This window comes from Ochrobactrum sp. WV_118_8 (assembly GCF_039631535.1).
GTDB classification, from domain to species: Bacteria; Pseudomonadota; Alphaproteobacteria; order Rhizobiales; family Rhizobiaceae; genus Brucella; species Brucella anthropi.
Window position 1 is genome coordinate 1,381,038 of record NZ_JBDIUZ010000002.1, and the last position, 22,141, is coordinate 1,403,178.

The window sequence follows — 22,141 nt, forward strand, 5'->3', positions numbered from 1 at the left end:
TGATGGTTTGCCTGTCGTCGCAGGCAATATGGAGGATATTCATGAAGAAACTGATCGCCGCATTTCTCATCACCGTTGCTGCGGGTACCGCCTCGGTTGCCCATGCTGCCGAGAAGGTGACCGTTTTCGCTGCCGCCAGCATGAAAGACGTTATCGAAGAAGCTGCCAAACAGATGAAGGCCAAGGACGGTACCGAAGTGGTCGCGTCGTTTGCATCTTCGTCGGTTCTGGCCAAGCAGATCGAGCAGGGCGCTCCGGCGCAGATTTTCATTTCCGCCGATCTCGACTGGATGGATTATGTCGAAAAGGCCGATGCCATCGACAAGGCTTCACGCAAGGTGATCGCCGGCAATGCGCTGGTGATTGCAACGCAGAAAGACACGCCGAAGGGTGACGCCAAGGAGCTTTTGAGCGCCGGTCGTTTTGCCATGGGTGATCCGTCAAATGTCCCGGCGGGCAAATACGGCAAGGCAGCGCTTGAAAAGCTCAACATTTGGAAAGACGTCGAGAAGAATGGCGTATTTGCCGAGAATGTTCGCGTTGCGCTGCAATATGTCAGCCGCGCGGAAGTGAAGGCGGCCATTGTCTACGCGTCGGACCGTGCCGCAGCACCGGAACTGGTCGAAGCCTATCGCTTCCCGGCAAGCAGCCACGCCCCGATCCTTTACCCGGCGGCACTTGTTGCGAAGAACGAAACCGATGCCGCCAAGGCTTTCTTGGCTTTCCTTGAAAGTGATGCCGGTCAGGCGATCATCAAGGAAAAGGGCTTCGTGGGAGCTGCGGAGGCTGCTGAATAATGATGGCCAAAGATGATTGAGGGTAATGTCTGGCAGATTGTGTCTCTGTCGCTCCGGGTTGCCGGAATAGCCATCATTGTTGCGCTGCCAGTTGCCTTTATCGTCGCCTGGATTCTTGCCCGGTTCAATTTTCCGGGCAAGTCTCTGGCGCAGGCTATCGTCACCATGCCGCTGGTCCTGCCGCCGGTGGTGACGGGCTATCTGCTTTTAATCCTGTTTGGCGCGCGGGGTGTTCTGGGAGCGCCTCTGCAGGAATTGTTCGGTCTTTCCTTTGCCTTTCGCTGGACGGGCGCCGCACTTGCCGCCGGTGTCATGGCGTTTCCGTTGCTCGTCCGTCCGATCCGGCTTTCGATAGAGGGGCTGGATCGCGGACTTGAGGAAGCGGCGCGCACGCTTGGCGCGAACCGGTTCACGGCCTTCTTCACGGTCATTCTGCCGCCTTTGCTGCCCGGTGTGCTTGCAGGCGCAGTGCTTGGTTTTGCCAAGGCTCTGGGTGAGTTTGGCGCTACGATCACATTCGTATCCAACATTCCCGGCGAAACGCAGACTCTTTCGCTTGCCATCTATGCCCTGATGCAGACGCCAACGGGTGATGCCGAAGCATTCCGTCTGATTGCCATATCTGCAGCCATCTCAATTGCCGCCGTGGTCCTTTCCGAGTGGTTGCAGCGCAGGCTTGCGGGAGCGACAAAATGAGCGGGCTTGCTGTCTCGATCAAAGGGCGCAATGGCAGGTTTCCTGTCGAGGCCGATTTCGCCGCCGACTGGGGCGTGACTGCATTGTTTGGCCATTCGGGCGCCGGCAAGACGACGCTTCTGAAAATGATTGCCGGAACACTCCGTCCGGAGAGCGGACGCATTGCCGTGGGTGACTTCACACTGTTCGATGCCGAAAAGGGCGTCAATCTTCCGCCGGAAAAGCGCCGCATCGGCTATGTGTTTCAGGAAGCGCGGTTGTTTCCGCATATGAGCGTGAAGCGGAACCTGACTTATGCGCGTTGGGCCGGGCACAGGCAGGCGACACGGAGCTTTGACGAGGTGGTGGCGCTGCTCGGCATTGATGATCTCCTCGACAGGCGGCCATCGACGCTTTCAGGTGGCGAGCGCCAGCGTGTCGCTATCGGTCGCGCGCTGTTGTCTGATCCCGCACTTCTTTTGCTGGACGAGCCGCTTTCTTCACTCGACCATGCGCGCCGGCAGGAAATTCTGCCCTTTATCGAGCGTCTTCGCGATGAAAGCCATGTGCCGATTGTCTATGTGAGCCATGAAATCGATGAGGTTGCGCGGCTTGCCGACGAAATCGTGCTTCTGTCTGGCGGTAAGGTGACCGCAAGCGGTACGGCGACGGATGTCTTTCCACTGATCAATGCGGAAGGCGAGAGTGGCGGTGTGCTGCTGGAAGGGCTGGTTTCGTCCTACGACGAGCGCTACAAATTGGCGGAAATCGATCTCGGCGGCGCGTCGTTCCAGCTCAGCGATGCGGGGCTGAAACAGAATATGCATGTGCGGCTGCGCGTGCGCGCGCGCGACGTCTCCATCGCACGCAAGGTGCCGGAAGCGATCAGCATCCGCAATGTGCTGCCGGTGACCGTCACTGCCATTACGGCGGATGATGGCCCGAATGCCCATGTCTCGCTGGACTTCCAAGGCCGTCGTCTCGGTGCACGGCTGACGCGGCGCTCGGTCGACGAACTGGCGCTGCAATCGGGTGACCATGTGGTCGCGCTGGTGAAGGCGGTTTCGGTGGATCGGGCGGCTATTCGGGAAAAATGACGCGGGGACAATAATCCGGTTTTCGGCCCGCTTCTTTTATGCTCCTGTCTTTGTCGAATGGGAGAATAGGCATGACTGATTTGCAGAACTGGACGCCACGCTCCAAGCCGGAACGCAAAGTGCTTGAAGGTCGTTATGTGCGGCTGGAGCCGCTGGACCCGAACAAGCATGGGGACGAACTTTTCGCCGCTTCGTCGGTCACCGACGCGGATCAGCGCTTTACGTGGCTGTTCGAGTTTCCGCCCGCAACCCGCGAAGAATTCGAGCCCTGGCTGGAAAAGGTGGCGAAAAGCGAAGACCCGCAGTTTTTCGCCGTCATCGATAAGGCCAGCGGCAAGGTCGCCGGACGCCAGACCCTGATGCGCATCGATTCCGCTCACGGCGCGATTGAAATCGGCAACATCTATTGGGGACCATTGATTTCGCGCAAGCCCGCCGCCACCGAAGCACAATTCCTGTTCATGCAGTATATTTTCGACGAGCTTGGCTATCGTCGCTACGAATGGAAGTGCAACAACGACAATCTGCCGTCCAAACGGGCCGCGGAGCGCTTCGGCTTTTCGTTCGAGGGGATTTTCCGTCAGCATATGGTGGCGAAAGGCAAGAACCGCGATACGGCATGGTTTTCCATTCTCGACAGCGAGTGGCCTGCCTTGAAGAAAGCCTATCAGGCATGGCTTGCGCCGGAAAACTTTGATAGTGACGGTCAGCAGAAGAAGAAGCTGGAGGAGTTTCGTGATCTTGGCTGAGCGTAAGAAGAGCAATCCGGCAATTGCTGCCGCCATCATCCTGATCGGCTTCGGGGTGCTTGCCTATTTCGTGCCCAGCATCATGCTGGCACTGGGCGAGCGCTCGCAAATCGCGGCGATCATTTTCCCGATAGTTTTCGTTCTGGGCTTCTTCGCCATTTTTTGGCTGCGCTCGCGCCGCCAGAACAAGGATTAACCAACCAGCGAAGCGCTGAGCAAAAGCGCACCTGTCAGCGCGATGAACAGGGCGGCGGCAACTTCGATTGCCGCCTTCAGCCGTCCTGACATGGCATTGCTGCCTGCAAATCGCAGTGCCGTGTTTTTTGCTGTGACAGCCAGCGTGGCAAGAACAGCCACGGTGATGAATGTGCCGAACGCCATGGCGAAGACTGAAAGCAGTCCGCCGACCATCAGGCCATTCAAAAGCGCAAACGTCAGCACGATCAGCGCACCCGAACAGGGACGCAGGCCCACCGAGAAAATCGCCGACCACGCCGTTTTCCAGTTGAAGTCGTCGCCGAGCGTCGACGGATCGGCAATATGGGCGTTACCGCACGCGGCGCACACATCGCCCTCGCCAATGAAGATATGATCCGATGCAGTAGCGGTTGCGGGTTTGTAATTGAGCTTTACTGTGCTTGTGGCAGCCGCCGCGCGCGTGGTCTGCGAAATACTGCCCTGCCATGCCGGACCGGAAGCCATTGCCGGTTCGGGTGCTGCGGCAAAAAGCGACGAGGCCGGGCTGGGGCTTGCATCGTCTTGCTTCTTGAAAAGTAGCGGTAGTTTGCGCGCCAGAAGCCAAAGGCCGAAAAACAGGACAAGCGCAAAACTTGCAATTTCCATGTAGCGCGCGGTCTGATTCATGGAAATGCCGGTGCCACGCAGCAGGAACCATGCGAGGCCGACCACGGCGATGGCCATGATGGCCTGCAAAACCGACGAAATGAACGACAGGAAGATGCCGCGCCGCAGCGCCGTTTCGTTGGCGATCATGTAGGACGAGATGACCGCCTTGCCATGGCCGGGCCCTGCCGCATGAAAAATGCCATAGACGAAGGAAAGTCCGACCAGAACCGAAGCCTGCCAAGGATCTTCACGCATGGCTTTCAACGCATTGGTCATGGCGAGATAAAACGAGCGCTGCTGTTCGTTCATCCAGAGAATGATGTGCGCGAAAGGCCCGGTTGGCTTCATCGCCACCTCATTCGCACCAATGCCGAGCGATGACTGCGCATAGGCCTGCGCAACGATCATCGTAAGGCAGAGGGTTAGAATAAAGGTAGCCGGTTTTCTCATCAGCCTGATTTCCCTTTCGGTTCGCAGTCTATCTCAAGACGGGTCGCGAATATTTTCGACATGTCCGTGCCTGCCGGATCGTTGAAGAAGGCATCGGTGAGTGTCGCCTGATTCTGGGCGAGCGCTTCATCCGGATTGGGGCGCACGACCTTGGAGGTGCAGCCTGCGGGCAGGCCTTTCACAACCAGATCGCTGTCGTTCATGTAATCGATGGCAGTATAGAAAGTCGGGTCGTAGACGCCGAAGCTGACCTTGTGGCCGGGGGCGAGTTTCAACGGCTTTTCAGGCTTGCTCGTAAAGATGATGAGCAGGCGATTGTCCGTGAAATCTGCTGCGAGGTCGGTCGGCCTCGCCATTTTCACGTCCTTGCCATCGTCCAGAACGGTCTGGAAATACTTGAACTCGGCAATCGAGCCGTTGATGACATGGCCGAGGTCGATCAATTCATTCTTGTCGAGCTGCAGATCGCCATTCTTGTCGAATTCCATCAGGACGGTGGAGGAGAAAACGTCGTCGAAACGCCAGACATGCGCAAGCTGTTGCACTGTGCCATCGGGGGCTATGGTCAGTTCCAGTCGTGCGTCGGCAAAGACATGCGGGTGAGCGAGTGCAGCCGTCGGCACGAGACCGGCCAGCAGCGCAGCTGCGGCAGACCGAACGAACCTGCTTTTGAGCCAAGACGACGAAACCAGCATAAAACTTTCCGTTAGAGTTTTCCCACGCTTATGCCCGAAGGCGGCGAAAGTGCGACGTTCTATTTGCTTTATCGTATATCTTAGTCCCGAAGACCGTTTCACACTTTTCAGGATGCATTCTATTCCCGCTCCTTGAACCATTGGGTCAGAAAATCGACCAATGCCCGGATTTTTGCCGGCAGATAGCGCCGATGTGGATAGACGGCATAGATGCCGCCATCCTTCACGATGAATTCATCCAGACAGGCAACCAGCCTGCCGCGCTCGATTTCTTCTTCGGCGATGAAGGCGGGCAGCATGCAGAAGCCAAGCCCGGCGAGTGCTGCATTCTTGGTGGCGACGGGACTGTTCACCTCGATGGGACCGTTGACGGGAACTGTCATCATCGAGCCATCCGTATTGCGGAAATGCCAATTGTTGCGCGAGCGTGCATTGGTGTCGATGATGCAAGGCCGATCAGCCAGATCTTCCGGACGTTCGGGCTTGCCGACGCGGGAGATGAGTTCGGGCGCGCCGCACAGGATGGAATGGAATGGCGACAGGCGCTTGGCAATGAGGGAAGAGTCCTGCAAACGCGTGATGCGGATCGCAAGATCGAAGCCTTCCTCCACCAGATCGACAAAACGGTCATCCAGCCGCACATCGAGCACAATGTCCGGATGGGCGAGGCAAAAGTCGATCAGCGACTGCCCAATGACGGCATCGGCAAAAGTGCGCGGGGCCGACAGTTTGATACGCCCGCGCGCGTCAGAACTGGTTTCGCTGACAGCATCCTGCAGCGCGTCGATCTCGCGAATGATCTCCACCGCTCGGTGATAATAGGTGTGACCGGCTTCGGTCAGCGAAAATTGCCGCGTGGTACGGTTGAGAAGGCGTGCGCCGAGTTCGTCCTCCAATTCCCGCACATATTTGGAAAGAAGCGCCTTGGAGCGCCCGATTTTTCGCGCAGCGGCGGAAAAGCCTTCCGCCTCGACCACGTCGATGAAGGCGCGCATACGTGTGAGGGTGTCCATGGTCTAGCCCCGCTTCCCGATGATGTTTTTGGCCAGTGCGATCAGCGCCCGGTCGCTGCCGCGTGGTCCGATGAAGGAGATGCCGAAAGGTGCGCCCTGCACCTGTCCCAAAGGTAATGTGATCTGCGGCAGGCCGGAAAGTACCGAAAGGCAAAGCAGGCGCAAAGCCTGTTCGCGATAGGCCTGCAAGGTCTCGAAAGGCTCTTTTGCCAGCGGAGCTGCACCCGGTACGGTCGGTAACGCCAGCACGGCATCATTGCCGACGATCTGTTCGAGTTCCTGCGTGAATTGTGCCCGGCGCATACGCTGGCTGGCAACGAGATCAGCGGCGATTTCCGCACCGAAGGCAAAACGGTCCGCGACGCCGGGACCGAGCTTGCGATCGCCGGAGGAAATCCAGCTGCCGTGTGTCGCCCAGGCTTCCGCGCCTTGTATGTGGCGGAAGACCAGATAGAGCTCGTCTATCGAGAGCGTCGGCTGGCTCGCCGCCTTGAGACCCGAGAAGTGCGGGCGCACTTGGGCGAACATGGTGCGATAGGCGTCTGTTTCCTGCTGACCGAGCAGAAGCTGTTCCAGAACCGGCATATAGAGAAGTTGCGTCAGCCTGAATTCTCGGGCGTCGTTGCCAAGCAGGACAGAGCCAACGCGGTCGTAAAGGTCGATATCGCGTGCAAACCATCCAATCGTATCGAGCGAGGGCGCAAGCGGCATGATGCCTTCGAGCGGAATGCGGCCATGGGTGGTGCGCAGGCCGACGAGACCGCAAAAGCTTGCAGGTGCCCGAATGGAGCCGCCCGTGTCGGAGCCGAGCGCAATATCGGCGAGTTTGCCCGCCACTGCTGCTGCCGAACCGGATGATGAGCCGCCGGTAACGCGGTCCGGTGCTGCCGGATTGATCGGATAGGGGAAATGCGAATTCTGGCCCATCAGGGAGAAGGCAAGCTCGTCGGTCTGCGCCTTGCCGACAAATTCGGCACCGGCGGCGAGGAGCTTCTTCACCACCGGAGCTGATCTTTCGGCGCGAGGTGATTCGGCCTCGATCTGCGGATTCCCGCATCCGGTCGCCATTCCGGCGACGTCATAAATGTCTTTTACGGCCAGCCGTTCACCTTTAAGCGGTCCGTCCGTTGTGTGAACGGGTAACTTCTCGGGTTTTGCAATGATGGCGTTGAAGGGATCGAAACTGGCCATTGTTCACAACATGCAGCAATTAACGGTCTATTTACGCTCTTTCGAGGCAGGTCTGAGCTGCGAATGTTTCACTTATATTGAACAATGGCAAGCGCGCCGTTCAACGCGATCCTGCCAAAATAAATTCGTCCGGAGGAATTTTTGTCATTGAATGGACACGACTTTGCGCTTATATCGCGCTTGCCCAAAGTCGCACGTGCCTGTGGGTGTCCGCCGATCCTCGAATGGTGAGGAATTCGGTACGGTACCTGGACCTAACCGCTCCAGTCGATCTGTTGGCCAACCGCCAGATCGAGGACATCTTGAAGCAACGACGGTGCGGGCCTTTCTAGTGTCTTTCGGCTGTCCAAAAGCCGAAATTACTGAAGAGGCACACCTTCATTGCCAGAAGTGCGGATGCGGTTCTCCAATTCCAATCCAAGGCAGACAAAGCGGAGTAACGCGGGTTTAGCGTTGTTCCATCGCCGCATGAGTTTTCGCGTGACATCAGCACCTCCAAAGGCTGGCCTCACGGCGGATGCGTTCATGCACACTTTGTCCTTAGAGTTTCTCTTGGTCCAAAGAGGGCCTGCGAAATTCTCTAAGTCCTTTTCTGCGTAATCCTTTCCGAAAAGTCTGAAACTTTTCGGGGGTACGCACCAGAATACGGCAAGATCAAGCCGTGCGGGAGAACGACCATGGCAACGCAGCGTATCATCGACTTCCTCAACACCCGCCGTCCGGACGGTCCTTGCCTCGTCGTCGACACCGACGTCGTGCGCGACAACTATCAGAGCTTCGAGAAGGCTTTGCCCTATTCGCGCATCTTCTATGCGGTGAAGGCAAATCCTGCGCCGGAAATCCTGCGCCTGCTCGCTTCGCTCGGCTCGTGCTTCGATACTGCGTCGGTTGCTGAAATCGAAATGGCTCTGGAAGCCGGCGCAACGCCAACCCGCATCTCCTATGGCAACACCATTAAGAAGGAGCGCGATATTGCGCGCGCCTTCGAGCTGGGCATTCGCCTTTATGCGGTCGACTGCGTTGAAGAAGTCGAGAAGGTTGCTCGCGCCGCTCCCGGCAGCCGCGTGTTCTGCCGCGTGCTGACGGATGGTGAAGGCGCCGAATGGCCGCTGTCGCGCAAGTTCGGTTGTGTGCCTGCGATGGCCATCGACGTTCTGCGCCATGCAAAGTCGCTCGGTCTCGATTCCTACGGTGTATCGTTCCACGTCGGCTCGCAGCAGACGGACCTCTCCGCATGGGATCGCGCGCTTGGCGATGCAGCATCGGTGTTCCGCACCCTGGCTGACGAAGGCATTGTCCTGCGCATGGTCAATATGGGCGGCGGGTTCCCGACCCGTTACCTCAAGGACGTGCCGACTGCTCAGGCCTACGGCATGGCGATCTTCGATGCGCTGTCCAAGCATTTCGGCAACCGTATCCCGGAAACCATCATCGAACCGGGTCGCGGCATGGTCGGCAATGCAGGCGTGATCAAGACTGAAGTGGTTCTGGTCTCGCGCAAGGCAGACAACGACAATGTGCGCTGGGTCTATCTCGACATCGGCAAGTTCGGCGGTCTCGCCGAAACCATGGACGAGGCGATCCGCTACCAGATCGTGACCCCGCATGACGGCAGCGAAACCGAACCATGCGTGCTGGCTGGCCCGACCTGCGACAGTGCGGACGTGCTTTATGAAAAGACGCCGTACCCGCTGCCGGTCTCGCTGACCATCGGTGATGAAATCCTCATCGAAGGCACGGGCGCATACACCACCACCTATTCGGCGGTGGCGTTCAACGGCTTCGAACCGCTCCGATCCTACGTCATCTGATCATTCAGACTTGGTATGATCCCGAAAAGTGGGAACCGGTTTTCGGATTAGATCATACCTTTGAAAGTCCCGAATGATCCTCTCAATCCGCCCAGTGCTGCAAGGCGCTGGGTGGGGTGTGCTGCTGCCGCTTTGCGGGGATAGATGTCATGAACGTAACTCTGGAAATTCAGGAACATACTGCAACCATCGTCGCTCCGGCTTTCACAATAGCGGGCGAAACGCTGGAGCACGTGCTTGCGCGTGAATCGCTGCTGGATCGGGCGATGGGTGAAGGCCGTCGCCGGAAGTCATCGGAAAAGCTGCGTCGCGGTCGCCTGCCTGCGGACGGTCTGGCTTTTGCGGCGCTTGGCGAAGACGGATTGCTTGCAGGCACTGTGCGGCTGTGGGATGTCCATGCCGGTCTCGATGCTTTCGGCTTTCCGGTGCCTGCCTTGCTGCTCGGCCCGCTGGCGGTCGATCCGTCCGCTGCCGGTTGCGGTATCGGTTCGGCGTTGATGCGTCGTGCGATCGATGAAGCAAAAGACCGCGGCCATGGCGCGATCATCCTTGTCGGTGATCCGGAATACTACGAGCGGTTCGGCTTCACTGCTGAAAAGACCGGCGAGCTTGCCATGCCCGGCCCTTATGAAAAGCGTCGCTTTCTGGCGCTTGAGCTGAAACCGGGCCATCTTGACGGGGCACACGGCATTCTGCGTGCCAGCGGGCGCAAGGTGCCGCGCGTTGAGACCTCTTTGCGGCAGTCCGCGTGAATTAGAGCGCATCCCGAAAAGTGTGAAACGGTTTTCGGGATGCGCGTCAAAACAAAGAGATAGAGCGCCGATCTGATCCAATCAGATCGAAACGCGCTTTAAGATAGACGCAGCAGCCGTCCGAAGTTGCGGACGGCTGTGATTGCAAGGCCTGCAAGGAAGCCTGCAATCAGCCCGGCAATGACGATCAGCTTGCGCGATGTGCCTGCCGGATCGAGCGGCGGGCGAGCTTCCGACAAAACCCTGACATTGGCCGTATTCAGACCTTCCTGTTCGTTCGTCTCGCGCGAGCGCAGGAGGAAGGCTTCGTAGACCGAGCGCCGCGCCGTGGCTTCGCGCTCAAGCTCACGCAACTTCACCAGATCGCCGCTATTGTTCGCCTGTTGCGATTTTAGCTGCGCCAAGCGGGCAGTGAGGTCCTTTTCCTGCAGCGCGGACCGGGCGACCTCGACCTGCAACGAGGAGCGGATGCGTCGCAATTCGGCATCGATGTCGCTCAGGACCGTGCCTGCCTGCGACTGTGCCTGAATGAGTGCCGGATGGCGTGGCCCAAGCTGGGTGGACAGGCCGCTTGCCGTCTGGCGCGCCTGCGCATATTGCGCGCGCAGCGCGGTCAGCGTGTTGGAACGCAAATCTTCCGGCAAGGTACCGGATACCACGCTGTCGGATGTGGCACTGTTCAGCACCTGCACGCGGGCCTGAAGCCGCATTGTTTCAGCGCGCTGGTTGGTCAACTGGTCGTTGAGGCGGGTCAAGTCGTTATCGCTGATCAGCTTGCCGTCGACATTGACGAGATCGCGTGAGGCGCGGAAATCAGCTGCTGCGCGCTCCGCCTGTTCGACATTGGCGCGCATATCGGCAAGACGGTTCGACAATTCATCCGAAGTGCGTCGGGCAGCATCGGATTGCACGGATGCAAGCTCGCTCTGGAACACGGAGCTGATCGTGTTGGCAAGCGATGCCGATTTCTGCGGATCACGCGTTTTCACCGAGATTGAATAGATGAAGGTCTTGGCGTCGCGACCGATGGCGATGCTCTTGTGCAGATTGTACAGGACGCGGGTTTGCAGTGTCTGGCTGTCGCTTGCCTTTTTGGGCGACAGCATATCCCTGATCTGTGCAAACAGCCCGGCAATGCCGGTCGGAACCAGAGTGCCGTTGAATTCGGGGTCTTTTGTCAGTTCGGTCCTGTCGATCACTTTCAGCAGCACACTGCTGGAATCGATGATGCGTGCCTGGCTTTCCGCAACGGCAAGTGACGCATCGGTCGGGAGCTGACCTGGCGTCAGTTCGTCTCCAACGGTCTTGATATTGCGCGGATCGACCAGAATATCGGTCGAAGCGACATACATCTGCGGCAAGGACAATGCATAGAGCGCGGCGACCACACCACCCAGTAGCGTGCTGACAAGCAGGAGCTTGCGCGATCCCCGCAGCACGTCGATAGCGATGCGCGGATCGATCAGTGGTTTCCATTCCGCATCAGGTGCCGGTCCGTCAATGACAGGGCGCTGGCGCTTGATCGGCTCCGGGGCCGGCGCGCGGGTCGGCTCTGGCGTTGGAACGGGAGTTTCGACTGTGACTTTGCGGCGCTCGCGTTCCTGAACCTTGCGTTCCAGTTCCGCCTCGATCAGCGCGACGCGCTTTTGCAGCTCGGCGACATCGGCCTCATCCAGTTCCTCTTCGAGAACGGATTCCGCCGGTTCTGGTGTTTCCTGCGCAGCATGATCGTGTTGGCGAAAGAACGCGGCGCGTTCATCCGGCGTCGCCGGTGGTGTCCAGGGTGGTGCGGTTTCGCTGTCAAAACGACCAGCGGGGCGAGCGTCGGAGAATGCGAGAAGAGGTTTCTCAACTCCCGCCTTTCTGCGCTCCTCGTGATCGCTCATTGCCGAAATCGTCCGTGTCTGTAAGCCGTCTCAACCGTTTCCGGCGCCAACGGCTGCTTTGAAATTCATAAGCCAAGGCTTCCGCATGCCAAACGGGAATCCGGTTGGCTCGCACCTCAAGGCCGAATGTAATTTTTTATAGAAAACAAAACGTTAAAATAATGTCGAGGTGAAGTGTCAATTCCCTGAATCTGAAACTTTAGCTTTTGCTTGTTTACTCTTTGAGCTTGCAAAGAAGAGTTTAAGTCTTTTTAGCTAAACCCCGATTATGCCTCCGTTCCAACGAACAGGCACATGCACCAGACTATGATAGGCGAGGCTCCCTGTTGATAGCGAAAGCGCTCCGGAAACTGTCAGGCAATAACGCCGGAATGGTGCGTGATTACCTGTCCCTGTTTTCAGGCTCCGCTGGCAGGCTGGTCGTCTCGCTTGTCTATTTCATTGCGCTTGCAAACACACTGCCGACCGGTGATTTCGGCATATTTGCCACTGCGTCGGGCACAGGCGTGGTTCTGTCACGCATCGTTTCTCTGGGCTTCAGTTCGCCGCTTTACCGCATATCGACAGTGAAGCCGCGCCTGCTCGGCATCTATACAGCGGGTTTTCTTGTCGCTCTTCTGGTTTCCCTGCCACTGTTCGCACTGGCGTCCTGGCTGGTCTATTTCGTCTTTTTCAGCCGCGACATTTCTTTTCTGCCTTTTGCCGTGGTGGTATTTGCGGAAGCCTTGCTCTGGCGTTCGACGGAAATCATCATCATCGTCAACAATGGCCTGCGCCGGTTCGGCATATCGGCGGGGCTGGTGATTTTCGGGACAGCCACGCGCGCTGTGGCGGCTGTCCTGTTCATGTGGCTGGCGAGTGTTCATGACATTGCTCATTGGGCGTGGTGGTATGCGGCGGCCAATGGCGTTGCGCTGCTGACGGCGCTGAAATTCTATCCGTCTATCCGGCTCCGCTTCAAACCGGTTCTCTATATGCGGCGGCTTTCGGATGCGATTGCAGTCATGGGGGCCGAACTGCTGTTCTATATTCAGGCTGAGCTCGACAAGCTTCTTGTGCTGACCGTTGGCGGGCCTGCGACGGCGGGTCTTTATGCGATCATCATGCGGCTTGTCGATCTGACGGCTTTGCCAGTGCGGTCCTTCAACATGATGCTGGTGCAAAAGCTTATGCGTACGCCGGACATGTTGTCCTCTTTGCGCATCCGCGCCGGGCTGGAACTTGCAGTCTTTGCCGTCTCGGTGGCAGGTCTTGGCGCTATGGTCGTGTTCCTGCAAATCTTCCCGAACGCACTCGGTTCAAGCGTTGCCCCGATTGTCGGGCTGCTGCCGCTGGTGTTGCTCGTACCGGGTTTTCGCAACCTCATCGAGTATCAGACCGAAATTCTCTATGCGCGCGGCCAGTCCGGTCTGAGGACATTGAGCATGGTGCTGATGACCGCTGCCAAGGCATTCTTCGTCTGGCTTCTGCTCGTGAATTATGTCGATAACCACGACTGGATTCTCGGGCTCAATGTCGTATTCGCCGGGCTCTATCTGCTGTCGCTGGTTTTCACCTATACGAGCATTCGTTTGCCGGCAAAGCGGGTTTAAAGCATTTTCAGCAAAAGTGGGAACCGGGTTTGCGTTCGGAAATGCGTAAAAACAGATAACGGTTTCAATAATCCGAAGAGAACCGCTCTAAGTTTTCTTTCCAAAGCATAATCTCATCGATCCTCGTTTCACTCCGATCGGATTATGCTCTAGGCTCCGATAATCCGCCGAATGTCGTCGACCGAAAGGCCGAGGAAGGACTGCATGCCTATGGCGACCTGATGCGGTTCCATTTCCGCGATGAAGGTGCGGAATTCCTCTTCGCTCGGCGGTGGTGCGAACCATTGCATCCGACACAGATCATGGGTGTCACTGTAATGACCGGAGCCGTGCAGGACGTCATCGACATAGCGACCATAGATGAAGCACTCGGAGAAACGACGTATGTTGCCAAGGGCTGCCACCCAATGTTGTCCGGTATGAGCTTCGATCCTTTCGCACATGGAAATCACGCTATCGCGCCGCCATGAGACCAGCTGGCCGATATAGTCGTTCAGCCCGCTTTTCCCTTTCCTGATGCCGAGCAGCTTTGCCGCATTAGCCGCCCAGACCGGATGCTCCGGCCATTCCGGATTTGCAAGCGCATTGGGGCGCACGAAAAGCCGGAGCTTTTCGTGGTGCCAGAGTGTGCCGCAATCGAAGGGACGCAGAAAAGCCGTGTCGGAATCCGTATAGAGAAATCCATCTTCCTCCACGGCACCGGCAAGTGCGATGCGGCGCAGCTGTTGCACATGCCAGCCGCGCAGCGGCTTGGTTCTGAGTGAGAGCCAAACGCGCCTGCGCCACAGATAGGTCGGGTCCCAGAAGGCGTGGAGCCATGAGGGCAGCAGATCGCGTTCATCGATGATGACGCGTTGTGTGCTTTCGAGTTTGCGGAACAGGGCAACGTCCTTGCTGTCGACAAGGATATAGTGCTTCGTGAAACCGCTGACATATTTGTCTATTGTTTCACAAAGCAGCTTGCAGCGCTCGAAATCCTGATCCCAACTGGCTGTGACGATTGCGGTTTTCACCGGGGCTCTCCCTTCATCCAGCCTTTGGCAACGCGCCACAGAAATACGGGATTGCCGATGAGATAACGTTTTGCGAGCCGTCGCGGTTCCTGTAGCAGCCGGTGCACCCATTCCATCTGGATCTTGCGCACCCAGTGCGGGGCGCGTTGCACACGACCTGTATGCAGATCGAACAAGGCGCCGACCGCACTCGCCACCGTGCAATGCTCCGCCGTGATATGCTTGTCGATGAAGAGTTCCTGGCGCGGAACGCCCATGGCGACCAGCAGGATATCGGGATGAAATTCCTTGAGCTGACCGAGAATGCCGTCGAGATCGGCGGGCTTGAAGAAGCCGTCGGAAATGACGTGATATTCATGGTGCGGTATCTGCTGCATGAAGAGCTGCGCGGTATCGGCGGCAACGCCCGGACCGCCACCGAGAAGTGCAACCTTCAGCGGGCGTTTCATATGCTGCAAAAGCCCCGGAATGAAGTCCGTTCCGTTGAGATTGGCGGGGAACTTGCTGCCATAGGCGACCTTGCTTGCAATATCGACGCCCACACCGTCGGGCAGGATCAGGAAATCCTGCAATGCAGTGCGGTAAGCTGGGTCGGTATCTGTAATGTTGGAATTGTTGGCATTGAGCCAACCCTGTTTCATGAACCGGCCTTCATTGATGCGGTTCTCGAAAAAGGCAAAGGCGCCGGCCCAGTCGAAACAGGCGACCTTCACGCCAAGGATATTCCGGTAAGTGACATTTTCGGTATGCATCATGCCTGGTCCGTATTTTTCTCTTCGCCATGAAGTGCTTGCAGACCTCTGGCAACTGCGCGGTCCATGCCTTCGATTTGTGACCCTGTAAAGGCTTTGCCGTCCAGTCTCTGGCGATCCCCCAACCTTATCTTTTCAATGCGCTCGACGATTGCCGCAGCGAATGCCTTCGGGTCGTCGGCAATGGTGCAATTGGCCGGAATATTGCCGATACCGCGCACGGAATGTGATGTTGCGACACTTGGCATGCCCAGTTCGAATGTCTCGATGGTCTTGAGCTGCACGCCGGTTCCCGCACGGCTGATGAGCGGTACAAGCGCGCCGCTTTCGACAAATTCAGTCGCGTCCGGCACCTTGCCGACGAAATTGATACCGGACCCCACACCCGACCATGTAGCAATCAGATCGGCGGGCGTGTTGCCTGCAATCGCGATGGAAATATCGTCTGGAAGATGCGGCTTTACCTCGCGCAGGAACCATTCGAGCCCGATGCGGTTCGGGTGCCAAGTCCATGTGCCGATCAGGGCGAGGTCGTATTTGACAGGCCGCTGCTGTGCGGCTTGCATCCCGCCCGGCGTGACGAGCGGCATTGTCGCAAACCGATCAGGGCCGAGGCCGAGCGCCGGGCCGTCATCCTCGGCAAAAGTGAAGACGAAGCGGGCATCCCCGATGAGACGGCTTTCCAATCCCTTCAGAATACGGGCTTCGCGACCGAACAGGAATTTCTGGACGAAGCTTCCGGCGTCGGCGGCGTTTTCTTCCGCAGAGCGATATTCCACATTATGCGCCACGAACAGCGAGGGCTTGTCCTTGAAGATGTCTTCAAATGCACCGGGCAAGGTCACGCCGTTCAGCACATAGGCATCGAACGGGCCGATCTTGGCGATGGCCGCGCGCAGTGTCTCAGCTGGTATCACCCGCAGCTTCGCCGAGGAAACCGTGAGGCCGGTCAGGAAGGATTTCAGCACCCAGCCGATCTTGCGCTTGATACCCGCGCCTTCGGTCCGTACTTCGACTTCGCCCAGAACGACAGTATCCGCGGCATCGGCTTTCACGCCCGGCCATGTGAAGCCAAGAACGGTCACCTTTGCTCCCGAACGACGCAAGCCGTCGACCACGGCGGCGTTTGCCACTTCATAGCCGGTGGTCGGTACTCCGTGTGGAACAATCGATGTCACGAAAACAAGGTGAGGGGACGGCAATTCAACTCCTGAACAATCATTTTCGCGCTGGCAGCATTAAAAATAATGGTGCGCGCTCAAGCTTTTCCTAATGCATTATTCATCTTAAAACCCTTAACATTTCGGGTCGGTGTGCTCTATGATAGTTTTGGCCAGTGTTTATAGTCCTGCGGTGAACTTTTCTTTAAATGTTTTTCAATAGTGGCGGATAAACAAATATAGAAGTTCGAAATATCCGGTAGCGTTTATGTCTGATTTACCTAGTCATATACAAGTAATTGCTAAAACTCCTGGGCTTCGTTTCGATGAAGTCGAGGTGGTGGTAACGCTGCCGACGTTCCGCCGTCCGGAGCATGTCATCCGGACGCTGGATACGCTGAATGCTCAGGTCACGAGCCGCCGCTTCGCGGTCGTGGTGATCGAGAACGAGGCGGAGGACCAGGAAGGCGCCAAGGTTGCGGCGCCTCAGTTCGAGGCCGGAAAATATACCGGCATGCTGATTGTCGAATCCCATCGCGGCAACTGCAACGCATATAATGCGGGCTGGCTGACGGCGATGACCTACTTCCCGAACTTCAAATATGTCATCGTCATCGATGACGATGAACTGGCTGATCCGGCATGGATCGAAAACATGGTGGCCACTGCCGAGCGTTATAACGCCAGCCTCGTCGGTGGCCCGCAATATCCGATCTTTGAAAAACCGGGCGCAGAAAAATGGGCGAGACATCCTGTCTTCCTGCCGCATTACAACAAGACCGGCCCGGTTCCGATCATCTATTCATCCGGTAATCTGCTCATTGCGCGTCCGGTTCTGGAAGCCATTGGCTATCCGTTTATGGACCTGAAGTTCAACTTCACCGGCGGCGGCGATTCAGATTTCATCAATCGTTCACGGGCCAAGGGCTTTAATATCGCATGGTGCAATGAAGGCATTGTCCGTGAAACCATTCCGGCGCGGCGGCTGGAGAGTGACTGGATCACGGCGCGCGGCTTGCGCAACGGCGTTCTGTCGACACTGATCGAACAGCGCCAGCGCAAGGACGAGCCTTTCGGTCAGGTCCGCGTCTTTTTGAAAAGCGTTGCACTTCTGGGTTATTCTCCGATCAAGGCGCTGCGGCGCGGATTCGCGGCGCGCTTCGTGCCGGTCGGGACCTATTTCATCCATATCGGGTTGGGCCGGGTCATGGCCCATTTTGGATATCTGAATGAGCAGTATCGCAACCCGGACAAGAACTGACACCCGCTCCGACGTTGCAGCGCAAACCGATATGCGGGCGACGATCCGTACGGTTGCGCTTGTTATCGCCACGATAACGTTCTGCATCCTGCTGATTTCATTCCGTCCGTTCAATCCGCTGAGTGCCGCAGCCGATGGTGCCGCATCGGGCGGCGGCGACGTCATCAATCAGCTTGGTTTCGGTTGCCTCGGCGCGGTGGCGCTTCTGTCGCTTGCGATGTTTGCCGACCCGAAAAAAGTGGTCAAAATCGTCAGCCCCGGATGGCTGTTGATGTTCGCCTTCCTGTTCGCATCGGTTTTCGCAAGCCCCGATCCGTCAACCGCCATACGCGGCGTGCTTTTGACGATGATCGGCATTCTGACCGTCATTGCTGTTTTGAGCCTGCCGCAGGATGGCGATGCCTATTCGTCGATGTTGGTCGCGGTGGCTTCGGTCGTGATTGTCATTTCCTATGCGGGCGTCCTCCTCCTGCCAAATCTCGGGACACACGGCGCCGACGCTCTGGAGCCGCAAAACGCCTATCTCTGGCGCGGTGTCTTCACGCACAAAAATATTGCCGGACCGGTCATGGCCGCTTTTGCCTTTGCCGGTGTCTATCTGTGGCGGCGCGGCTGGCGCGTAAGCGGTTTTCTGATTGCGGTTTCTGCATTGTTTTTCGTTTCGCAGACCGGATCGAAAACCACTGCGGCACTGGTGCCGCTCGCCATGCTGCTCGTGATCGGCCCCGGCATTTTTGGTCTCCGTTTTCTTGCGCCGGTGGCAGTTTTCACGATCCAGTTTCTGCTTGCGCTGTTCACCTTCGGCACGGTTCTTTTCGAGCCGATGCACCAGCTCATTCTGCAGCTTGATGTTGATCCGACCTTCACCGGACGCACTTCCATCTGGGCCTTTGCCGTTGAGGCGCTTTCCCATCGCCCTTGGACCGGTTTCGGCTATGAAAGCTTCTGGGGCACGCCAATCGTGAAAGAGGCGGCGAATCCCTATTATCTGGATTGGGATGTGCGCGGCATCGTGCATGGACACAATGGCTATCTCGATATTGCGGTATCGATGGGGATTCCGGCGCTGATCTGCGCCATCTTGGTCATCATCGTCATGCCGCTGATCAATTATCTGCGGTGCCGTCCGGTGCGCGAAAATCTGCTGCTTGCCGATTTCTTCCTGATGATCGTCTTCTTCGGAACGTTGAACGCCATGCTGGAAAGCTTCTTCTTTCGCCGCATGGACCCGGTCTGGCTTACGCTCGTCTTTGCGATATTCGGCCTCAGACTGACCGCGAAAATTATCATTCCCAAACGATAGAGCGGTTCCAGTTAAAACAGAATCGTAGAACCTCTCTATCTCTTTGTTTATACGCATTATCCAACGCAAAACCGCTTCGCACTTTTGCTGGAAATGCTTTTAGCCGGAGCCAATTCATGAATATCGGAATCGTCGGGACCGGGTTTGTTGCCGACTATTACATGACCACGCTGCGTAATTATCCCGAGCTGAAGCTGCGCGGGGTCTATGATCGGTCGCCTGAACGACTGAAAGCGTTCTGCGCGCACTACTCCGTCCAGGCTTATGAGAGTTTCGAGGCTGTTCTGGCCGATCCTGACGTGCAGATCGTCGTCAATCTGACAACACCTGAAAGCCATTTTGAAATCTCGCATGCAGCGCTTTCCGCCGGAAAACATGTCTATTCCGAAAAGCCGCTGGCTATGAATTATGAGGATGCGGAAGCGCTGGTCGCTTTTGCACGGCAATCCGGCCTCACGTTGGCGGCAGCCCCGGCAAACGGCCTCAGCGAAGCCTATCGTCTGGTAGCAAGCGTGATCAACGGGATCGGCATGCCGCGGCTGGTTTATGCCGAAATGGAAGACGGCCCGGTGTTTCGTGACAAATGGTCGACCTGGCGTTCGCAGTCTGGTGCGCCATGGCCGGGCCTGCACGAGTTCGAGATCGGTTGTACGCTGGAACATGCAGGCTATGCACTGTCATGGCTGGTGTCGCTGTTCGGTCCGGTCGAGAGCGTTTCGGCATTTTCCGCCATAACCTTTCCCAACAAGGGGCCGGGGACCGAACATCTTCACATGGCGCCCGATTTTTCGGTCGGCTGTCTTGTTTTCAGGTCGGGGTTGGTGGCACGCCTCACATCCGGGCTTGCGATGCCGAAGGATCGCAGCCTGACAATCGTTGCCGACAAGGGCTCGATTGTGGTGGATGATCTCTGGGATAATCGCTCGGCTGTCCGTCTTGAGCGCACGGAAGAAAAACGCCGTTTTCTGGCGCGCCTGTTCGGTATTCTGGAAATGCGCATCGGCAAGTTCCTGTCATGGAAACCGACCGTCGGTCAAAAGCTCTCCTATCCGAAGGCCGACAAGCGGACGCTGCCGATGTATCCTTCGCAGATCGATTTTGTGCGCGGTATTGCCGATCAGGCTCGGGCTATCCAAACCGGCGATAAGGCATTCTTTTCCGGTGATGTGGCGTTGCATATCACTGAAATCGCGCTTGCCTTGAACAATGCTGGCGAAAATGCACAGCCTTACAGGATGAGAAGCAGCTTCTAGCCTTTAGAGCGTGATGTTTTTAAGTTGAATCGTTATCCCGCTCTAAACTTTTGTTTGAGCATGATTTTATCCGAAAACCGGTTCCCACTTTTCGGAATCATGCTCTAGCCAGCACCTTGCGGACGATATCGGCAACGGCTGCACTCTGGTCGAGTGGCATGATCGCATTGGAGATTTGGCCGCTTCGCACCGCATCGCGGACCGCTTCGGCCTGAAACTGCAGCCCGTTGCCGGAAAAGGCATAAGTTTCGATTGTGCGGCCCGGCAGGGGCAGGCGGTTCATAACCTTGCCGACAAGGCCTTTGCCGCCATTCGGCCCGAGCGACGACCGCGCAGCAAAGGCTGAAAACAGGGTCAGCCTCTGGGCTTTCAGAAACGGCGCGTGGATCAGGATCGTGCCCCTGGTTCCCTCAATCAGCATGCGATTGTCGCCGTCGCGGTCGAAGCCGCAGGAGAGGCTGGCCGTGGCACCCTGCCAGCTGAGCTGGAACTCGGTGCGCATGTCCACGCCGCTTTTGGCGCGCTGCCAGCGACCATCGACATGATCCGGCAGACCGAGAAAATACAATGCAAGCGAAACCGGGTACACACCCAGATCGAATGCTGCGCCGCCGCCAAGGTCCGGGCTGAAGAAGCGGCTTTGCGGGTCGTAGGCACGGATATAGGAAAGATCGGCTTCGATGCGCGTCACAGTGCCGATGCGACCATTATCGATATGCTGTTTGGTAGCGCGGATAGCTGGCAGAAAACGGCTCCACATGGCTTCCATGGCGAAGACGTTTTTTGCTTTTGCCGCAGCTTCGATCTGCCGCGCGCCAGCAGCATCCAGCGAGAGCGGCTTTTCGATCAGGCAGGGCTTGCCCGTTGCGATTGCCTGCATGGCCTGCAGCACATGCATGGCACTCGGGGTCGCAATATAGACGGCATCGATATTCGCGTCGGAAAGAAATTCACCTGAATCGCCAAACGCCTTGTCGGCGCCGATACGTCGCCGGAATGTTTCGGCGGTCTCTGACGCCCGCGAGCAGACTGCGGAAACGCGCATTCCAGCACTTGCCTGAATATCGGCAGCAAAGGCGGCGGCTATAGTGCCTGTGCCCCAAATGCCCCAGCGGAAATCCGTTTTTACCTGCTTGTCGCGATTCACGTGCTTGCCCCACAGCTTCATACAGGTGCTATATAACCCATGTAATGCGGCTAACGAAGTTTGTTTATCCTGTCAGGAGAGGTGGACGTGATGCGTGGATTTGTCGTGGCTGTGGCGCGGGATGGCGAGCATCGTTTTTCAAAGCAGGTTGTGCCGGAAATCCGCATCGTCACAGGACTCGGCGTCGATGGCGACGCGCATCAAGGCGTGACGGTGAAGCACCGTTCACGCGTGCGGGCCGATCCGACGCAACCCAATCTGCGGCAGGTGCATCTCATTCATGCCGAGCTTTTCGACGAGCTTGCGGAAAAGGGTTTTGATGTCGCGCCCGCAGATCTTGGCGAGAACGTCACCACGCGCGGGGTCGATCTGCTGGGGCTGCCGCAGGGCGCTTTGATCCGAATTGGCGACGAGGTCGTTCTGGAAACAACGGGCTTGCGCAACCCTTGCTCCCAGATAGAGAATTTCCAGACCGGGCTTCTCGATGCTGTGCTGGATCGCACGCCCGATGGCGAACTTGTTCGCAAGTCCGGCATCATGACCGTCGTTCTTGCAGGCGGCACGGTGAAGGCGGATGACGCGATAATTGTCGAATTGCCGCCGCTGCCGCATCGCAAGCTGGAACGGGTGTGAAGTGCGCGAAATACAGGTTTTTGGGGTGAGCTAACCGATTTAACCAGACGCTTCCACGGGCAAAA

Annotated in this window: 21 protein-coding genes; 12 read left to right on the top strand and 9 right to left on the bottom strand. The window is 57.4% G+C overall.

Annotation, left to right across the window (positions count from 1 at the left end):
* Positions 1–41: 41 nt before the first annotated feature.
* The 5 genes from modA to ABDF71_RS20465 all read left to right on the top strand — a co-directional run bounded on the left by modA (position 42) and on the right by ABDF71_RS20465 (position 3,514).
* Positions 42–797: a molybdate ABC transporter substrate-binding protein gene (gene modA / locus ABDF71_RS20445; RefSeq protein WP_151616098.1), complete on the top strand. Its 756-nt coding sequence runs from the start codon at positions 42–44 to the stop codon at positions 795–797.
* Positions 798–809: 12 nt separating this feature from the next.
* Positions 810–1,493 (top strand): molybdate ABC transporter permease subunit, encoded by a 684-nt coding sequence (gene modB, locus ABDF71_RS20450; protein WP_258125020.1) that lies wholly within the window; start codon positions 810–812, stop codon positions 1,491–1,493.
* Entirely contained in the window at positions 1,490–2,569 is a 1,080-nt protein-coding gene (gene modC / locus ABDF71_RS20455) for a molybdenum ABC transporter ATP-binding protein (protein WP_151616100.1), read from the top strand. The genes modB and modC overlap by 4 nt, the downstream gene beginning before the upstream one ends.
* Before the next feature lie 71 nt (positions 2,570–2,640).
* Positions 2,641–3,318, top strand: a complete 678-nt coding sequence (locus tag ABDF71_RS20460) for a GNAT family N-acetyltransferase (protein WP_151616101.1) — start codon at positions 2,641–2,643, stop codon at positions 3,316–3,318.
* A complete protein-coding gene (locus tag ABDF71_RS20465; RefSeq protein ID WP_010660689.1) occupies positions 3,305–3,514 on the top strand; it encodes a hypothetical protein in 210 nt (69 codons plus the stop codon). The genes ABDF71_RS20460 and ABDF71_RS20465 overlap by 14 nt, the downstream gene beginning before the upstream one ends.
* On the opposite strand, the gene ABDF71_RS20470 is transcribed toward ABDF71_RS20465, so the two are convergent.
* The 4 genes from ABDF71_RS20470 to ABDF71_RS20485 form a co-directional block, all read right to left on the bottom strand.
* A complete protein-coding gene (locus ABDF71_RS20470; RefSeq protein ID WP_151610370.1) occupies positions 3,511–4,614 on the bottom strand; it encodes a nickel/cobalt transporter in 1,104 nt (367 codons plus the stop codon). The two genes, ABDF71_RS20465 and ABDF71_RS20470, sit on opposite strands and share 4 nt — an antisense overlap.
* Positions 4,614–5,309, bottom strand: coding sequence for a DUF1007 family protein (locus ABDF71_RS20475; protein ID WP_151663954.1), 696 nt, complete (start codon positions 5,307–5,309; stop codon positions 4,614–4,616). The genes ABDF71_RS20470 and ABDF71_RS20475 overlap by 1 nt, the downstream gene beginning before the upstream one ends.
* 119 nt (positions 5,310–5,428) lie before the next feature.
* Positions 5,429–6,322 carry a LysR family transcriptional regulator gene (locus ABDF71_RS20480; RefSeq protein ID WP_010660692.1) on the bottom strand — a complete coding sequence of 298 codons (894 nt, stop codon included), beginning with the start codon at positions 6,320–6,322 and terminating at the stop codon, positions 5,429–5,431.
* Positions 6,323–6,325: 3 nt separating this feature from the next.
* On the bottom strand, positions 6,326–7,513 hold the full coding sequence (locus tag ABDF71_RS20485; protein ID WP_258125021.1) for an amidase: 1,188 nt from the start codon (positions 7,511–7,513) through the stop codon (positions 6,326–6,328).
* Between the two features lie 677 nt (positions 7,514–8,190).
* Here ABDF71_RS20485 and odc2 point away from each other — a divergent pair.
* Positions 8,191–9,324 carry an ornithine/lysine decarboxylase gene (gene odc2 / locus ABDF71_RS20490; protein WP_010660694.1) on the top strand — a complete coding sequence of 378 codons (1,134 nt, stop codon included), beginning with the start codon at positions 8,191–8,193 and terminating at the stop codon, positions 9,322–9,324.
* 149 nt (positions 9,325–9,473) lie between these two features.
* Positions 9,474–10,076, top strand: a complete 603-nt coding sequence (locus tag ABDF71_RS20495; RefSeq protein WP_029929808.1) for a GNAT family N-acetyltransferase — start codon at positions 9,474–9,476, stop codon at positions 10,074–10,076.
* A 98-nt stretch (positions 10,077–10,174) separates the two neighbouring features.
* Here the strand turns inward: ABDF71_RS20495 and ABDF71_RS20500 are convergent, their stop codons facing one another.
* The gene (locus ABDF71_RS20500; RefSeq protein ID WP_258125022.1) at positions 10,175–11,962 is read right to left on the bottom strand and encodes a GumC family protein; all 1,788 of its coding nucleotides are present in this window, start codon (positions 11,960–11,962) and stop codon (positions 10,175–10,177) included.
* 326 nt (positions 11,963–12,288) lie between these two features.
* On the opposite strand from ABDF71_RS20500, the gene ABDF71_RS20505 reads away from it, so the two are divergent.
* Positions 12,289–13,554 carry a lipopolysaccharide biosynthesis protein gene (locus ABDF71_RS20505; protein ID WP_258125023.1) on the top strand — a complete coding sequence of 422 codons (1,266 nt, stop codon included), beginning with the start codon at positions 12,289–12,291 and terminating at the stop codon, positions 13,552–13,554.
* 149 nt (positions 13,555–13,703) lie between these two features.
* Here ABDF71_RS20505 and ABDF71_RS20510 read toward each other — a convergent pair whose 3' ends face one another.
* The 3 genes from ABDF71_RS20510 to ABDF71_RS20520 are packed head-to-tail and all read right to left on the bottom strand — an operon-like array spanning position 13,704 to position 16,521.
* Positions 13,704–14,567, bottom strand: coding sequence for a DUF6492 family protein (locus ABDF71_RS20510; protein WP_012093535.1), 864 nt, complete (start codon positions 14,565–14,567; stop codon positions 13,704–13,706).
* Positions 14,564–15,322 carry a WecB/TagA/CpsF family glycosyltransferase gene (locus ABDF71_RS20515; RefSeq protein WP_258125024.1) on the bottom strand — a complete coding sequence of 253 codons (759 nt, stop codon included), beginning with the start codon at positions 15,320–15,322 and terminating at the stop codon, positions 14,564–14,566. The genes ABDF71_RS20510 and ABDF71_RS20515 overlap by 4 nt, the downstream gene beginning before the upstream one ends.
* Complete coding sequence (locus ABDF71_RS20520; RefSeq protein WP_258125025.1) at positions 15,319–16,521, bottom strand: glycosyltransferase family 4 protein; 1,203 nt, start codon at positions 16,519–16,521, stop codon at positions 15,319–15,321. Before ABDF71_RS20520 ends, ABDF71_RS20515 begins: the two co-directional genes overlap by 4 nt.
* Positions 16,522–16,747: 226 nt before the next feature.
* On the opposite strand from ABDF71_RS20520, the gene ABDF71_RS20525 reads away from it, so the two are divergent.
* The 3 genes from ABDF71_RS20525 (at position 16,748) to ABDF71_RS20535 (ending at position 20,296) form a co-directional block, all read left to right on the top strand.
* The gene (locus ABDF71_RS20525) at positions 16,748–17,740 is read left to right on the top strand and encodes a glycosyltransferase family 2 protein (protein ID WP_010660701.1); all 993 of its coding nucleotides are present in this window, start codon (positions 16,748–16,750) and stop codon (positions 17,738–17,740) included.
* The gene (locus ABDF71_RS20530) at positions 17,709–19,043 is read left to right on the top strand and encodes an O-antigen ligase family protein (protein WP_258125026.1); all 1,335 of its coding nucleotides are present in this window, start codon (positions 17,709–17,711) and stop codon (positions 19,041–19,043) included. The genes ABDF71_RS20525 and ABDF71_RS20530 overlap by 32 nt, the downstream gene beginning before the upstream one ends.
* A gap of 116 nt (positions 19,044–19,159) precedes the next feature.
* On the top strand, positions 19,160–20,296 hold the full coding sequence (locus ABDF71_RS20535) for a Gfo/Idh/MocA family protein (RefSeq protein WP_258125027.1): 1,137 nt from the start codon (positions 19,160–19,162) through the stop codon (positions 20,294–20,296).
* Positions 20,297–20,393: 97 nt separating this feature from the next.
* Here the strand turns inward: ABDF71_RS20535 and ABDF71_RS20540 are convergent, their stop codons facing one another.
* Positions 20,394–21,443, bottom strand: a complete 1,050-nt coding sequence (locus ABDF71_RS20540) for a Gfo/Idh/MocA family protein (protein ID WP_258125028.1) — start codon at positions 21,441–21,443, stop codon at positions 20,394–20,396.
* Between the two features lie 90 nt (positions 21,444–21,533).
* On the opposite strand from ABDF71_RS20540, the gene ABDF71_RS20545 reads away from it, so the two are divergent.
* Positions 21,534–22,076: an MOSC domain-containing protein gene (locus ABDF71_RS20545; protein ID WP_258125029.1), complete on the top strand. Its 543-nt coding sequence runs from the start codon at positions 21,534–21,536 to the stop codon at positions 22,074–22,076.
* Positions 22,077–22,141: the final 65 nt, after the last annotated feature.

Bases quoted from the DNA above. Each gene is read 5' to 3' on its own strand.
- modA (WP_151616098.1), top strand. From the start codon at position 42: ATGAAGAAACTGATCGCCGCATTTCTCATCACCGTTGCTGCGGGTACC.
- modB (WP_258125020.1), top strand. From the start codon at position 810: ATGATTGAGGGTAATGTCTGGCAGATTGTGTCTCTGTCGCTCCGGGTT.
- modC (WP_151616100.1), top strand. From the start codon at position 1,490: ATGAGCGGGCTTGCTGTCTCGATCAAAGGGCGCAATGGCAGGTTTCCT.
- ABDF71_RS20460 (WP_151616101.1), top strand. From the start codon at position 2,641: ATGACTGATTTGCAGAACTGGACGCCACGCTCCAAGCCGGAACGCAAA.
- ABDF71_RS20470 (WP_151610370.1), bottom strand. From the start codon at position 4,614: ATGAGAAAACCGGCTACCTTTATTCTAACCCTCTGCCTTACGATGATC.
- ABDF71_RS20475 (WP_151663954.1), bottom strand. From the start codon at position 5,309: ATGCTGGTTTCGTCGTCTTGGCTCAAAAGCAGGTTCGTTCGGTCTGCC.
- ABDF71_RS20480 (WP_010660692.1), bottom strand. From the start codon at position 6,322: ATGGACACCCTCACACGTATGCGCGCCTTCATCGACGTGGTCGAGGCG.
- ABDF71_RS20485 (WP_258125021.1), bottom strand. From the start codon at position 7,513: ATGGCCAGTTTCGATCCCTTCAACGCCATCATTGCAAAACCCGAGAAG.
- odc2 (WP_010660694.1), top strand. From the start codon at position 8,191: ATGGCAACGCAGCGTATCATCGACTTCCTCAACACCCGCCGTCCGGAC.
- ABDF71_RS20495 (WP_029929808.1), top strand. From the start codon at position 9,474: ATGAACGTAACTCTGGAAATTCAGGAACATACTGCAACCATCGTCGCT.
- ABDF71_RS20500 (WP_258125022.1), bottom strand. From the start codon at position 11,962: ATGAGCGATCACGAGGAGCGCAGAAAGGCGGGAGTTGAGAAACCTCTT.
- ABDF71_RS20515 (WP_258125024.1), bottom strand. From the start codon at position 15,322: ATGATGCATACCGAAAATGTCACTTACCGGAATATCCTTGGCGTGAAG.
- ABDF71_RS20525 (WP_010660701.1), top strand. From the start codon at position 16,748: ATGTCTGATTTACCTAGTCATATACAAGTAATTGCTAAAACTCCTGGG.
- ABDF71_RS20530 (WP_258125026.1), top strand. From the start codon at position 17,709: ATGAGCAGTATCGCAACCCGGACAAGAACTGACACCCGCTCCGACGTT.
- ABDF71_RS20535 (WP_258125027.1), top strand. From the start codon at position 19,160: ATGAATATCGGAATCGTCGGGACCGGGTTTGTTGCCGACTATTACATG.
- ABDF71_RS20545 (WP_258125029.1), top strand. From the start codon at position 21,534: ATGCGTGGATTTGTCGTGGCTGTGGCGCGGGATGGCGAGCATCGTTTT.